The organism is Bradyrhizobium sp. AUGA SZCCT0177 (assembly GCF_018130125.1).
Classification (GTDB): domain Bacteria; phylum Pseudomonadota; class Alphaproteobacteria; order Rhizobiales; family Xanthobacteraceae; genus Bradyrhizobium.
Genome location: NZ_JAFCMA010000003.1, coordinates 273,236 through 286,488 on the forward strand (window position 1 = coordinate 273,236; position 13,253 = coordinate 286,488).

A 13,253-nucleotide genomic window follows, 5' to 3' on the forward strand; every position below is an offset into this window, starting at 1 on the left:
ACCGGTAAGGGTTAAACGGACCAGCGTGATGTAGATCACATGGCTCGATCCGGAGTGTATCTTGGCTTTCAAATCAGAAATCGGCCTGCCGAGATGGCACCCGGGGTCTGGATTTTCGCTGCGCGGTTAACGCGCAACCCATCTCGCGTCGGACCATTCGCTCCGACATGCAAAATTGGAATATCGCTGTGACCGAATTTAGTAAGACGCCCCTTCTCGATACCATCCGCACGCCCGATGACCTTCGCAAGCTCAAGATCGAGCAGGTCCAGCAGGTTGCCGACGAGCTTCGCCAGGAAACCATCGACGCGGTTTCGGTAACCGGCGGTCACTTTGGCGCCGGCCTCGGCGTCGTCGAACTGACCACCGCCATCCATTACGTCTTCGATACGCCCCGCGACCGTCTGATCTGGGACGTCGGCCACCAGGCCTATCCGCACAAGATCCTCACCGGCCGCCGTGATCGCATCCGCACGCTGCGCACCGCCGGCGGTCTGTCCGGCTTCACCAAGCGCAGCGAGAGCGACTACGATCCGTTCGGCGCCGCGCACTCCTCGACCTCGATTTCGGCCGGCCTCGGCATGGCCGTGGCGCGCGACCTCTCCGGCGGCAAGAACAACATCATCGCCGTGATCGGTGACGGCTCGATGTCTGCGGGCATGGCCTATGAGGCGATGAACAATGCGGGCGCCATGAACTCGCGCCTGATCGTCATCCTCAACGACAATGACATGTCGATTGCGCCCCCGGTTGGGGCGATGAGCGCGTATTTGTCGCGGCTCTACTCCGGCAAGACCTACCGCACGCTGCGCGAGGCGGCAAAGCAGATCAACAAGCGCCTGCCGAAGATCATCGCCAACCGCGCCAACCGCGTCGAGGAATATTCCCGCGGCTTCATGATGGACGGCGGCACGCTGTTCGAGGAACTCGGCTTCTACTACGTCGGCCCGATTGACGGTCACAACCTCGACCATCTGCTGCCGGTGCTGAAAAACGTGCGCGACATGGAGACCGGCCCGATCCTGGTTCATGTCGTGACGCAGAAAGGCAAGGGCTATGGCCCGGCCGAAGCCTCCGCCGACAAATACCACGCCGTCGTCAAGTTCGACGTTGCCACCGGCGCGCAGGCCAAGGCCAAGCCGAACGCGCCCGCCTACCAGAACGTATTCGGCCAGAGCCTCGTCAAGGAAGCCGAGAAGGACGACAAGATCGTCGCTATCACTGCGGCGATGCCGTCGGGCACCGGCGTCGACATCTTCAACAAGGCCTTCCCCAACCGCACTTTCGACGTCGGTATCGCCGAGCAGCACGCGGTGACGTTCGCGGCCGGCCTCGCCACCGAAGGTTACAAGCCGTTCTGCGCGATTTACTCGACCTTCCTGCAGCGCGGCTATGACCAGGTGGTCCACGACGTGGCGATCCAGAGCCTGCCGGTTCGTTTCGCGATCGATCGCGCCGGTCTCGTTGGCGCCGACGGCGCCACCCATGCCGGCTCGTTCGACAATGCCTATCTGGGCTGTCTGCCCAACTTCGTGATCATGGCAGCCTCCGATGAAGCCGAGCTGGTTCACATGGTCGCCACGCAGGTTGCGATCAACGACCGCCCGAGCGCGGTGCGCTATCCCCGCGGCGAAGGCCGCGGCGTCGAGATGCCCGAAGTCGGCATTCCCTTCGAAATCGGCAAGGGCCGCGTCGTCCGCCAGGGCAGCAAAATCGCGTTGTTGTCGTTCGGCACGCGCATGGCCGAATGCGAAAAGGCCGCCGACGAACTCGCAGCCCACGGCCTTTCCACCACGATTGCCGACGCCCGCTTCATGAAGCCGCTGGACGTCGATTTGGTGCTGAAGCTGGCGCGCGAACACGAAGTGCTGCTCACGATCGAGGAAGGCTCGATCGGCGGCTTCGGCTCGCACGTCATGCAGACGTTGTCCGACAACGGTATGCTCGACGGCGGACTGCGGATGCGCGCGATGATCCTCCCCGACGAGTTCATCGACCATGACTCGCCGAACGCGATGTATGCCTATGCCGGCCTCGACGCCAAGGGCATCGTGGCCAAGGTGTTCGAGGCGCTCGGCAAGGATTACAAGGCCGAGACGGTCAAGCTCGCCTGAGATTGCATGGCGTTTTCGGGCGAAAGCCTGCCCCGGATTTGATCCGGGGTGGGAACCGGGTCGCGTCAAGAAAACGCGTCTGAAATGACCGGTGATCCCATGAAGATCTATCTGGCAGGCCCCGATGTATTCCTGCCAGACGCGATCGAGATCGGACGGCGCAAGGCCGAAATCTGCGCACGCCATGGCCTGACCGGGCTTTACCCGCTCGACAATATCGTCGACCTGTCGGCCAGTTCGGCGTCGCTTACGATCTTCAAGGCCAATGAAGCGATGATGGATGCGGCGGATGCCATTATTGCCAATTTGACGCCATTTCGGGGCCCCAGTGCCGACGCTGGTACGGTCTATGAACTTGGTTATGCGGCGGGTCGCGGCAAGTTCTGTCTCGCCTACAGCAACGACCCGACGGTCTATCGCGATCGCGTCGCGCGAATTTGCGACGTGACGACATCTGCCGACGGGCGGCTCGTCGACCCGGAGGGGCTTACCGTGGAAGATTTCGGCTGGCCGGATAATCTCATGATGATTCACGCGCTCGATCTGCACGGTTGCCCGCTGGTGACACCGCGTCAGCTATCTGCGGATATCTGGCACGACCTCACCGCGTTCGAGGCCTGCGTCGGCTTGGCGGTGGATCACGTCAAAGGCAAACCGAGCTGAAATTGGCTGACACGCACGACAACAAGACTGCTTCCCGCAAGCGCGCGGACGTGCTGCTGGTCGAACGCGGCCTGTTCGAAAGCCGGGCTCGCGCCCGCGCCGCGATCGAGGCCGGCGGCGTAACGGCCGACGGCAAACCAGTCGCAAAGGCGTCCGACCTGATCGCCGCCGACGCGAATCTCGCCGCGCAACCCGCGCATCCCTATGTTTCGCGCGGCGGCGTCAAGCTGGCGGGCGCGCTGGAACAATATCCGATCGAAATCGAAGACCATGTCTGCCTCGACGTCGGCGCATCGACCGGCGGCTTCACCGAGGTGTTGCTCGCGAACGGCGCCAGCCTCGTGTTCGCGATCGATGTCGGCCACGGCCAGTTGCATCCCTCGCTGCAGGGCCATCCCAAGCTCGTGTCGATGGAAGCGACCGATATTCGCGCCTTCGAAGGCAAGCGCCTGCCCGCACGACCCGACATCGTCGTGATCGACGTCAGCTTCATCTCGCTGAAAGCCGTGCTGCCGGTGGCGCTGTCGCTGGCGGCCGCCCCCATGCATCTGCTGGCGTTGATCAAGCCGCAGTTCGAGGCGGCACGAAAGCACTCCAAGCGCGGCATCATCCGCAATGCGATGGTGCATCAGGAAATTTGCGACGACATCGCGGCATTCGCGACCTCGCAGGGCTGCACCAACATCCAGATATTTCCATCCTCGATCACCGGCGGCGACGGCAACATCGAATTCTTCCTCGGTGCGCGCCGTGGCTGAAGCCGAACACCTTGTAATCGACCATGTTGGCCATCGCGGTGACGGCGTCGTCACGGCGGGCGGCATCAACGTCTATGTGCCCTACGCGCTCGGCGCCGAAACGGTCGAGGTCGAGCACGTGCCGGGTCATCCCGATCGCCGGCGGCTGATCAAGGTCGAACGCGCCAGCGCGGAGCGCATAGCACCCTTCTGTCCGCATTTCGGCGTCTGCGGCGGCTGCGCCATCCAGCATTGGGACGCCGAGCACTATCGCGCCTGGAAACGGGAAATCGTGGTCACGACGCTGGCGCAGGCCGGGATTGCTTGCGACGTCGCGCCCCTGATCGACGCCCATGGCCTTGGCCGACGCCGCATCACCCTGCACGCGCGGATGGGTACGCATGAAGTGCTCAAGGTTGGTTTTGCAGCGGCCGGTTCGCACGACATCATCCCGATCGACCGTTGCCCGATCCTCGACCCGCATCTGAACGGCGCGCTTGAGGCTGCCTGGGCGATCGCTGAACCGCTGATCTCGGTTGGAAAGCCGCTCGACATTCAGATCACGGCCACCAGCAGCGGCCTCGATGTCGACGTGCGTGGCTCCGGCGCGCTCGCGACAGCGCTGATCGCAAGGTTGTCTGATGTCGCCGAGCGGCACAAACTGGCGCGGCTGACGCGCCATGGCGAACTGGTGCTGATGCGAACGCCGCCGGTCGTCAGCATCGGTGCCGCCCAGGTAGCCCTGCCACCTGGATCGTTCCTGCAGGCGACCGTGGCCGGCGAGGAAGCGCTCGCAGCATTGGTCGCCGGCCACTGCAAGCGCGCCAAGCATATCGCCGACCTGTTTTGCGGCGTCGGCCCGTTCGCGCTTCGCCTCGCCAGCAAATCGCGGATCGCCGCCTTCGACAGCGACGCGGGCGCGGTTACCGCCTTGCAGAAGGCCGCGACATCGACGTCGGGCCTGAAGCCGGTCAAGGCCGAGGCGCGCGATCTGTTCCGCCGGCCGCTGATGCCACAGGAGCTGCGCGATTACGATGCGATCGTGTTCGATCCGCCGCGGCAGGGCGCGCAGGCCCAGGTGACGCAACTCGCGGCGAGCAAAATCCCGACAGTGGTAGCGGTGTCCTGCAACGTCACGACCTTCGCCCGCGACGCCAAAATCCTGATCGACGGCGGCTATACGATCGAGGGCGTGACCCCGGTCGACCAGTTTCGTCACACGCCGCATATCGAACTGGTGGCGCGCTTCGTGCGCAAGCGCTGAACCAGCAGCCGGGAACCTACCGCCCCCAGCGGTCCTGCCAGATCTTCTCACCGATCAGGCAATTGACCCGCGGCTCCTTCTCCTTGGCTGCAACCGGCACCACCGGGCGTTCCGGCGTGCGGCCCGCGATTTCGAGCAATAGTTTGGTCCGGATCGCTTCCTTGAATTTCTCGCGCTCCTTGATCGTCACCACGAACGAGCCGGGACCACCGATCACGCAATCCTCGTAGTAGGCATCCAGATTGTCGATATCCATGGTCGAGTAAGACGGCTCCTTCACCATGATCGGCAGACCATTGATGACGACCCCCTTTTCCAGTGCAGCATCGCGGGCGACGACGACAGGACCACCGTTGTTGTTCGGACCATCGCCGGAAATATCGATCACGCGCCGCAACCCGCGATGCGGATTCTCGTCGAACAGCGGCATCGCGAAATTGATCGCACCCGATATCGAGGTGCGCGACGCCCGGCGGATCGGGGTTTTCATGATCTCGTTGGCAACGGCATCCGCCGTTTCCGGACCATCGATCAATCGCCACGGAATGATAATCTTCTGGTCTGTGGAAGCCGCCCACTCGAAATACGTCACCGAGATCTTGCCGTGCGGGCCGCTCTTCAGCGCCTGCAGGAACTCCTTGGAGACGATGGCCTGGGCGTAACCCTCGCGCTGGATCGCCAGCTCATCCATGTCCATCGAATAGGAGACGTCGACGGCAAGAACCAGTTCGACATCGACGGTCGGTGTGGCTCCCTTGTCCGCCAATTGACGGCTCGGTGCAAAGCCAGGTGGATGGCCAAGTTGGCTCCTTGTGCCCGGCGCGGCGACCCCCGCGACGTCGCCACCGGCGAGTACGCCTGCCACAAGCACAGCTCCGATCGAGACATACCAGCGCATCGCTGCCCTCCCGTCGACTGGTGACAATGGTGACACGCAAATTGCGCCGCGCAAAGGGCAGATATCATCTGTCCTTCACATTTGGGTTAGCTCTCCACTGCCTCGATTCGAGGCAAGCGTTGCCGCGCCTCGATTCGCGATGGCGTTTTGACGGATCAGCCACGGAGCGGAGCAATGCTGTGATGTCCGATTTGAACAAATTCGGCATTCACCGCGACAGAAGGGGCGTGCGGCGACCAGGCCGCGGATGGCATGGACATGGGCATACCCCCGAAACGTCCCGAAATTGCGCGCCGGCGAATGTCGCCGCGCGCGGTCGTGCCGTCGGTCCTGCTGTTTTCCACGCTCGCCGTCGCGGCGGCGCTGTTGCTGCCACCGAAATTGTCGGGCGCGGCGCAGCCCGAGGCTGCGCAAGCGGAACCAGCGCTGAATTCGGCCAATGCCGGCGAACTCTGTCTGCGCCTTTCCGAGAATCCCAAGGGCTACATGAGCGACGAGGCGCTGCGCCGCCGCTGGACCTTGCGGAGCGAAAGCTGCACCCTGGCATTCGTCAATCAGCCCGAAAATACCCATTTCAAGGTCGCGGTGGCGCGATCGATGCCCTACGCAAGGAAGGTCGAGGCGCTGGCCCTGCTGCGCGAGGCCGCCGCACAAGGCAACGCCGAGGCCTATTACGAACTCTATGAGCATCACAAATCCTGGGACCGCGGCGACCTCGACAAGGTGCCGATGGTGACGCGCGCCGAGGCCGATCAGGCGCTGCACAAGGCAGCCGAACTCGGACATCCCTTTTCCACGCAGATGCTGGCGATCCTGCTCAACCGGGGTTCGACGGTGAAACGCGATCCGGTTGCCGCGCGGTATTGGGCCGAGCGCGCGGTCGCCAACCCGGCGAAGGACGCCCGCAAGGAAGACCTTCTGGCGCTGCTCGGCCGATTGCTGGTGACGTCGGACCGGCCGGACGAACGCGCCCGCGGCATCGACATCCTCGAGCGAATGGCAACGGCGGGCGTGTTCGGCGCCAAGCGGGAGTTGGCGATCGCCATCCGCAAGGACGACCCGGTTCGCGCGCGAACGCTGCTCGAAGAGTCCCTGCGGCCCGATCCCGGCGGCGCGCCGCCACCGCTGGCCGAAATGCTGATCGCCGGTGAAGGCGGCCCCGCCGACCCCAAGCGCGCCCTCGCTTTGCTCACGGCACGCACCGACACGACAGGCGTCAAGGACGTGCTGGGACGGCTCTATCTCGCAGGCAAAGTGGTGCCCCGCGACGTCCAGCAGGCGGCGAACCTGCTCGACCAGGCCGGCGTGTGGGACCTTGACGCGCGCACCGAGGTGGTGCGGATCCTTGCCGCCAATCCCGAGGTCCGGATCAAGAATTCCAAACATCTGCTCTATTACGCCACCGAAGCCGCGGAACTCGACGAACCCGGCGCGATGACCGCGCTGATCGACCTGAAACTGTCGAAAAACGCCCAGTTTCAGGACCGGCCCGGAGCCTGTAAACTGATCGAGACGGCCGTCAGCCGCGGCGATCAGAGCATGACGCAGCGCCTGGCGGATTGCCGCGCCGGCTAACAGCGCGCCCGTCGGAGCGTTCTCATTTTTTGACGCGTTTTCTTTACGCGAACCGGTATCCACTTCGCTTGAAAACGCTTTCGCCGCTTCGGAGCCGCCACAGGAATGATCGATACCGTCGCCAAGCCAAAAACAAAGGTCAAAACCAAGACCGAACGGCCTCGCCTGCACAAGGTCATTCTCGTCAACGACGATTACACCCCGCGCGAATTCGTGGTTACGGTGCTGAAGGCCGAATTCCGCATGACCGAGGATCAGGCCCACAAGGTCATGATCACCGCGCACCGCCGCGGGGTGTGCGTGGTCGCCGTCTTCACCAAGGACGTCGCCGAGACCAAGGCGACGCGCGCCACCGACGCCGGCCGCGCCAAGGGCTATCCGCTGCTGTTCACCACCGAGCCCGAGGAATAGCGGGACAGGTTGACCGCGGCTAGGCCGCCGACGTTTCGTCGGCCAGGCCAAAGACGCGCTCCGCCTTCGAGAAGCCGGCAATCGGAAACTCGCCAAGGTCGCTCCACCCTCCCCGGCACATGCCGGCGAAACCTTCCGATGCCACCACCGTGCGCTGCAGGCGGCTGGCGATCTTTTCCAGCCGCGCGGCGAGGTTCACAGCAGGACCGATGCAGGTGAAGTCGAGCCGGTTGCCGCCGCCGATATTGCCGTAGAGAATTCGCCCGACATGCAGGGCGACACCGAAACGGAAACGTTCGATGGCGTCGCCGATCGGATACTGCAATTCCGTGACGTTGGCTCGGGACTCACGGGCTGCTTCAAGCACGCGCGAACAAACCTGCTGTTCGTCACCGACATATTCGTCGATCGGAAACACGGCCAGCAATCCGTCGCCCATATACTTCAGGACCTCGCCGCCATGGGATCGGATCGCAGCGACCTGGCAGTCAAAATACTGGTTGAGGATGTCGACGACGGTCTCGGACGGCAGCCGGTCGGACAGTGCGGTGAAGCCGCGCAGATCGGACAGCCAGATCGCGGCATTCATCGATTCGGTATGACCACGGCGAATCTGTCCGCCCAGAATCCGTTCACCGGCGCGATTGCCGACATAGGTATCGAGCAGGCTCGACGCCGTACGGCGCAAACTGATGATCTCGATCACCCGCGCCAGCGGCGTTGTTATTTGTCGCAAAGCGGACAACTGTTCTTCGGTGAAGCCCCCCGGTTGCTTTGTGGTCCAGCTCGACGCGTGCACCGCACCGTCCGTGAACAACAGCGGCAGCGCGATATAATCCGTGACGCCTTCGGCGCGCATGTCCTCGACGATCGGAAAGCGCCTGCTCTGTGGGTCATCGACACGGGCGCGAACCTCCAGCCCCTGCTGAAACACATGGATCAGGGGACTGTTGTGAAAAACCGGCGAGTCGAGAATCTTGAAATCGACCGTTCCGAACTCGACCTCCGCGCCGAGCCGCCAGATGAAGTTGCGGCCGAAGATATCGGGATGCAGGGTTCGAACGAAGAAGCCGACGCGCCAGAGCGGCAGTCCGGCCTCCACCAGCCGCTCGCAGACTTCAGCCATCAGCCGCGGCGAGTTGACCACGGACCTTGCGCCGTCGATTAGCCAGTTGGTGATTTGGTGCAATTCGGAAGCGTTCATGGCGCGGGCATTTGTCGCGCAAGTTCGGCGCGCGTCAAGGCTGATATCGCAACCCGCCGGGATCGATGAGGGCTTCGCGCGATTTCTGATTTAATCGTCAAGGGACCAAAATCCTTCAGACAAGACACTTCCAGACAAGACACTTCCAGACAAGACTTGGCATTCTCGCGGCCTGATCTGCCCGAGGCTTGCTATCGAATTTCTTACCCTCCAAAAACAGAGGGCGCAGGGAATGCCGGATGCGCGCTGCACCCGCGATCTCGTGTGCGATTGTGCTAAGAAAGCTGCACACGAGCATACAGGGCAGCGGAGAACATCCGACATTCCCTGCGCAGTGGCTTTACGGCTTATGACGCGCTCTCCCCGGTGAGACGGCCTCTATTGCCACCGTCGCCCCTCGGAAGCGTTAGCTCTCGAAAGACTTGACGCCGTTACGGGCGCCAGGACCACACGCTTTCGCCGTACGCCTTTGCCGCGACCGTCAATCGCAACATCAGCGTCCACCGCATCCCCGCCCCTCGTCATGACGATGGCCAACGCCCCTCTGAGTGGGACGGGATGGCTATTGATGTGCAGGTGATTTGGGGTGGAAGGGAAGAGAAATGTTTTTGATTTTCGGAAATTTAGGACTTGACATGATTTCTGTAAATCGGAATTGATTTGCCCGTCGGGTTGATTTGTCGCACGCGAGCCGCGAGATTGCGCTTGCGTGCAAGGCGACTCAGTCAAGCTTTTGCAATTCATCTGAAAGGAAACTACGGTGTGAAAAGTAATGCAATCAGCCGTGGTCGATTTGGATGAATGTTGTTGGTCGGGTCGAAAGTGTTTGGCGCTATCCTGTGAAGAGCATGCGCGGCGAAATGCTGCCGGAAGCGTATGTCAGTTTCTCCGGAGTTTTGGGCGACCGCCTTTACGCGGTCCATAACTCGGCCGCGCCCACCGCATTTCCGTATCTGACGGCACGGGCTCGTCCGGACATGCTGCGCTATCGTCCGTTTTTCCGGGAGCCGGCGCGTTCCGTGCTGCCGAGCAATCTTGCCGAGGCCGAGGCGCGCGGGCCTGGCATCACCCCGCTTTTTCCGGGCTTTGAGGATCTGGCTGTCGATGTCGAGACGCCGTCGGGAGAAATTCTCGGGGTTGATGATGACAGGTTGCTCGGCGCGCTGACCGACGAGTCCTCGCCGGGCGCGCTGACCATGCGACGGTCGGATCGCGCCATCACGGATTGCCGCCCGCTGTCGCTGCTTGCGACCCGGACAATCGACGGCATCGGCCGCGCGGTGGGTGTGAGGCTCGACAAGCGCCGCTTTCGTGAAAACCTCTATGTCGATCTCAACTCCGGTGAAAGCTTCGCCGAAGACGCATTCGTCGGCCGCAGGCTGCGGATCGGTCCGAAACTGACGGTCCACGTTCTGGAACGCGACATCCGTTGTCGCATGATCAACCTTGATCCGGAGTCGCTCGAAGAGAACCCCGATATCTTGCAGTATATAGCCAAGAATCATGACAACAGAGCCGGCGTCTACGCCGCTGTGCTGGTGGAGGGTCTGGTTCGCCCGGGTGACGAGATCGTTCTTGAGGATTAGTCACGGCGTAGGCGGTTCTCTTTAACCCGCCGCTCCATGCGAGATGGCGGGTTAAAGGGAATCCGCCCTGCGGCCCTATTCAAGCCCCGCTGTGAAAACAAAGCCAGAAACGGAGCTTCAACCCATGCTCGTCTCAACCGCGAGAGCGGCGACGAAGCGATCGAGTTCTTCCTCGGTCGTATAGAGCGCGGGGCTGACACGGATGCACTGCCCCCTGGCTACGCCATCGCGGCGCACGGTGAGAACCTTGTGTCTGTCGCGCAAGGCGACGACCAACGCATTGTTGTCCTCGCGCGATCCCTTGTTCTTGACCCGGAATGACGTGATCCCTGCAGCCAAACCCGGCTCGTCCGGCGTCAGCACCTCGATGTTCGGCAACGCGCGCGCCTTTGCGACCCAGCGGTCGCGCAGATAGCGCAGACGTGCGGCCTTGGCCGCCGTGCCGATGGTCTCGTGTAACTTCAACGCCAGCGGGAGCGTCAGGATGGTCGCGAAGTTCGCGGTACCGGTATGGACGCGCGTGCGGATGTCGTTCGGATCGAAACTGCCGTCGCCATAGTGCCGGTCGATCGCATCCAGGCGGCCTTTCCGGATATAGAGGAAGCCAATGCCGACCGGCGCCCCGATCCATTTGTGCAGGTTGAAGCCGATGAAATCGACGCCGAGATCGGCGATTTGAAAATCGACCTGACCCCATGAATGCGCGGCATCGAGAATGACGTCGATGTTCTTCTCCCGCGCCATCGCGGCGATCTCCTTGACCGGGATGGTCAATCCGGTGCGATGGCTCAGATGGGTGAGCAGGATCAGCTTCAGCTTCGGCGTTTCGCGGATGGCTTTGGCGTAGGCATCGAGAATGGCCTGCCTGGTGGCGGGTTCCGGCAGCGCGATCTTGAAAACGCCGACGCCGCGCCGGTCTTTCAGCCACTCCATTGCGAATTGCATCGAGTCATAGTCGAGATCGGCGTAGAGAACGGAATCGCCGGGCTGGAGACGGTTATAATTGACAATGAGATTCTGCAGCGCCTCGGTCGCCCCCCGGGTGATGGCGATCTCGTCCTTGTCGACACCGGCCGTACGCGCGAGCGCGCTGACGACCGCGTCGGAATCGGCGCCGAATTTGGTGCGGGCATAGGCGGTATTCTGTTGATTGATCCTCTCCGTCTGGCGAAAATATTCAGCAAGAACCGGCCTGGCCATGATGCCCCAATAGCCGTTCTCCAGATTGGCCATGCTACGATCGACGTCGTAGAGCGACGCGACCTGCTCCCAGAACGCCCGGTCCTGCGAGATGCTGTCGCCAGTCCGCGTGAACGACGGAATAAACGATGGGCCACTTTGCGCGCTGGCGCTGCTCGCCGTGATGACGGTCGCCGCCGTGCCACCCAGCACGCCGCGCCGGGAAAACTGCGGGGACCGGTTCATGATAGCCTCCCTCGGATCAGGGGCGCTTGATCTCAATTTGAGACGACAGCTTCATGACATCAGCGTGTAGGGCGGGTTCTCTTGGACCCGCCGATCGATACGAGATGGCGGATTAAAGGGACGTCGCTCTACGAGCTTCAATTCAGCACAGTCAGCCGGCACGTGGTCTTGATTTCGACTAAAGAGATGTCGAATTTCCGCAGGTGTCAACGTCAGGGATGAATCATATGGCCACCTTTATCCTGATCCCCGGCGGCTGGCAGGGCGGCTGGGTCTACCAACAGGTGGCAGAGATATTGACCGCCCACGGGCACACAGCCATGCCGATCACGCTTTCAGGGCTCGGCGATGAGCCCGCCCCAACGGCCAATCTTGAAACTCACATTGGTGAGGTCGTCAGTGCCGTGAAGTCGCAGCAGAGCGACGTGGTCCTTGTTGGACAATCCTACGGCGGGATGGTCGTGAGCGGCGCAGCTGATGCTGCGCCATCGCAAATCCGGGCGCTGGTCTATGTGGACGCCTATGTGCCTGACACCGATGACTCGGTCTGGTCGCTGACGACGCCGCGGTTTCGAGATATGTTCGTCGCGGGCGCGAAGGCCGACGGACTAAACTGCGCGCCGCCTCCCACGCTTGACCCGCGATGCCGGCCGCATCCGATCGGGACGTTTCTCCAATCGATCAATCTCAGCGGACGCTGGCGTGAGGTGCCGCGCAAGACCTACATCGGTGCGCATGGGTGGGAGGGAAGTCCGTTCCTTGACCTCTATCAACGCCTGAGCGGCGAGCCGGAGTGGTCGACCTTTGCCCTCGATTGCGGGCACAATGTAGCACGGCTGCAGCCCGAGGCCCTGACGGAGATATTGCTGGCGCAGGTCGCGTAGGGCGGGTTCTCTTTAACCCGCCGGCCCATACGAGATGGCGGATTGAAGGGAATCCGCCCTCCGGCCCTCGGCTCGCTCGCGAAGGCGATCTATCCATTCGCCTTCGAAGCCAATCAATGCACGTTCAACCGGCCAACCGGGCGCTGTCTCGATCAGATGCAACAGGGTCCGCGCAAGTCCGAAGCAACCGTCTGGACCGAAGAGTTTCACTAACGCGCAAGCCTCTTCATCCGTGACAGGCGTTTGAACCTTCGACATCTGCTCCTCAAATGCTTGCATCGTTGGAACGGTAGCAGCCGCAGAGCTCGGAAGCGGTCCAAGTACGAGAAGCGCGCTGATCGCTTGCTGCATTTTTCTCTCCGCTACCACCCATAGCTCGCGTAGGGCGGGCTCTCTTTAACACGCCATCTCGTAATCGTGCGGCGGATTAAAGAGAACCCGCCAACGGAGCTTCCGCCGTCATTGCGAGCGAAGCAATCCACACTTGTTTTT

12 protein-coding genes are annotated in these 13,253 nt (G+C 62.3%); 8 read left to right on the plus strand and 4 right to left on the minus strand.

Annotated features, from left to right (window positions below; all coding sequences use genetic code 11):
• The first annotated feature begins 167 nt into the window (after window positions 1–167).
• From dxs to JQ597_RS05385, 4 genes are all read left to right on the plus strand, one after another.
• A complete protein-coding gene (gene dxs, locus JQ597_RS05370) occupies window positions 168–2,114 on the plus strand; it encodes a 1-deoxy-D-xylulose-5-phosphate synthase (protein WP_212263193.1) in 1,947 nt (648 codons plus the stop codon).
• 99 nt (window positions 2,115–2,213) lie between these two features.
• Entirely contained in the window at window positions 2,214–2,777 is a 564-nt protein-coding gene (locus JQ597_RS05375) for a nucleoside 2-deoxyribosyltransferase (protein WP_212263256.1), read from the plus strand.
• 2 nt (window positions 2,778–2,779) lie between these two features.
• Window positions 2,780–3,535, plus strand: a complete 756-nt coding sequence (locus JQ597_RS05380; RefSeq protein WP_212263194.1) for a TlyA family RNA methyltransferase — start codon at window positions 2,780–2,782, stop codon at window positions 3,533–3,535.
• Window positions 3,528–4,778, plus strand: coding sequence for a class I SAM-dependent RNA methyltransferase (locus JQ597_RS05385; protein ID WP_212263195.1), 1,251 nt, complete (start codon window positions 3,528–3,530; stop codon window positions 4,776–4,778). The genes JQ597_RS05380 and JQ597_RS05385 overlap by 8 nt, the downstream gene beginning before the upstream one ends.
• Before the next feature lie 16 nt (window positions 4,779–4,794).
• Here JQ597_RS05385 and JQ597_RS05390 read toward each other — a convergent pair whose 3' ends face one another.
• A complete protein-coding gene (locus JQ597_RS05390) occupies window positions 4,795–5,676 on the minus strand; it encodes a DUF1194 domain-containing protein (protein ID WP_212263196.1) in 882 nt (293 codons plus the stop codon).
• Between the two features lie 258 nt (window positions 5,677–5,934).
• Here JQ597_RS05390 and JQ597_RS05395 point away from each other — a divergent pair, with 258 nt between their 5' ends.
• Both JQ597_RS05395 and clpS read left to right on the plus strand, forming a co-directional pair.
• Window positions 5,935–7,251, plus strand: a complete 1,317-nt coding sequence (locus JQ597_RS05395; protein ID WP_212263197.1) for a tetratricopeptide repeat protein — start codon at window positions 5,935–5,937, stop codon at window positions 7,249–7,251.
• Between the two features lie 105 nt (window positions 7,252–7,356).
• A complete protein-coding gene (clpS, locus tag JQ597_RS05400; protein ID WP_211999152.1) occupies window positions 7,357–7,662 on the plus strand; it encodes an ATP-dependent Clp protease adapter ClpS in 306 nt (101 codons plus the stop codon).
• A gap of 19 nt (window positions 7,663–7,681) precedes the next feature.
• Here the strand turns inward: clpS and JQ597_RS05405 are convergent, their stop codons facing one another.
• A complete protein-coding gene (locus JQ597_RS05405; RefSeq protein WP_212263198.1) occupies window positions 7,682–8,866 on the minus strand; it encodes an adenylate/guanylate cyclase domain-containing protein in 1,185 nt (394 codons plus the stop codon).
• 797 nt (window positions 8,867–9,663) lie between these two features.
• Here JQ597_RS05405 and JQ597_RS05410 point away from each other — a divergent pair.
• A complete protein-coding gene (locus JQ597_RS05410) occupies window positions 9,664–10,452 on the plus strand; it encodes an MOSC domain-containing protein (protein WP_283813394.1) in 789 nt (262 codons plus the stop codon).
• 117 nt (window positions 10,453–10,569) lie between these two features.
• Here the strand turns inward: JQ597_RS05410 and JQ597_RS05415 are convergent, their stop codons facing one another.
• Window positions 10,570–11,877 carry an aminotransferase class V-fold PLP-dependent enzyme gene (locus tag JQ597_RS05415; RefSeq protein WP_212263200.1) on the minus strand — a complete coding sequence of 436 codons (1,308 nt, stop codon included), beginning with the start codon at window positions 11,875–11,877 and terminating at the stop codon, window positions 10,570–10,572.
• 227 nt (window positions 11,878–12,104) lie between these two features.
• Between JQ597_RS05415 and JQ597_RS05420 the strand changes: the two genes are divergently transcribed.
• A complete protein-coding gene (locus tag JQ597_RS05420; protein ID WP_249147403.1) occupies window positions 12,105–12,761 on the plus strand; it encodes an alpha/beta fold hydrolase in 657 nt (218 codons plus the stop codon).
• Window positions 12,762–12,773: 12 nt separating this feature from the next.
• Here the strand turns inward: JQ597_RS05420 and JQ597_RS05425 are convergent, their stop codons facing one another.
• A complete protein-coding gene (locus JQ597_RS05425; RefSeq protein ID WP_212263202.1) occupies window positions 12,774–13,112 on the minus strand; it encodes a hypothetical protein in 339 nt (112 codons plus the stop codon).
• Window positions 13,113–13,253: the final 141 nt, after the last annotated feature.

What these genes read in the sequence shown, in the direction of transcription:
- JQ597_RS05420 (WP_249147403.1), top strand. Translation starts at nt 12,105, where the DNA reads ATGGCCACCTTTATCCTGATCCCCGGCGGCTGGCAGGGCGGCTGGGTC.
- JQ597_RS05395 (WP_212263197.1), top strand. Translation starts at nt 5,935, where the DNA reads ATGGGCATACCCCCGAAACGTCCCGAAATTGCGCGCCGGCGAATGTCG.
- JQ597_RS05375 (WP_212263256.1), top strand. Translation starts at nt 2,214, where the DNA reads ATGAAGATCTATCTGGCAGGCCCCGATGTATTCCTGCCAGACGCGATC.
- JQ597_RS05410 (WP_283813394.1), top strand. Translation starts at nt 9,664, where the DNA reads ATGAATGTTGTTGGTCGGGTCGAAAGTGTTTGGCGCTATCCTGTGAAG.
- JQ597_RS05390 (WP_212263196.1), bottom strand. Translation starts at nt 5,676, where the DNA reads ATGCGCTGGTATGTCTCGATCGGAGCTGTGCTTGTGGCAGGCGTACTC.
- JQ597_RS05415 (WP_212263200.1), bottom strand. Translation starts at nt 11,877, where the DNA reads ATGAACCGGTCCCCGCAGTTTTCCCGGCGCGGCGTGCTGGGTGGCACG.
- JQ597_RS05405 (WP_212263198.1), bottom strand. Translation starts at nt 8,866, where the DNA reads ATGAACGCTTCCGAATTGCACCAAATCACCAACTGGCTAATCGACGGC.
- JQ597_RS05425 (WP_212263202.1), bottom strand. Translation starts at nt 13,112, where the DNA reads ATGCAGCAAGCGATCAGCGCGCTTCTCGTACTTGGACCGCTTCCGAGC.
- dxs (WP_212263193.1), top strand. Translation starts at nt 168, where the DNA reads ATGCAAAATTGGAATATCGCTGTGACCGAATTTAGTAAGACGCCCCTT.
- clpS (WP_211999152.1), top strand. Translation starts at nt 7,357, where the DNA reads ATGATCGATACCGTCGCCAAGCCAAAAACAAAGGTCAAAACCAAGACC.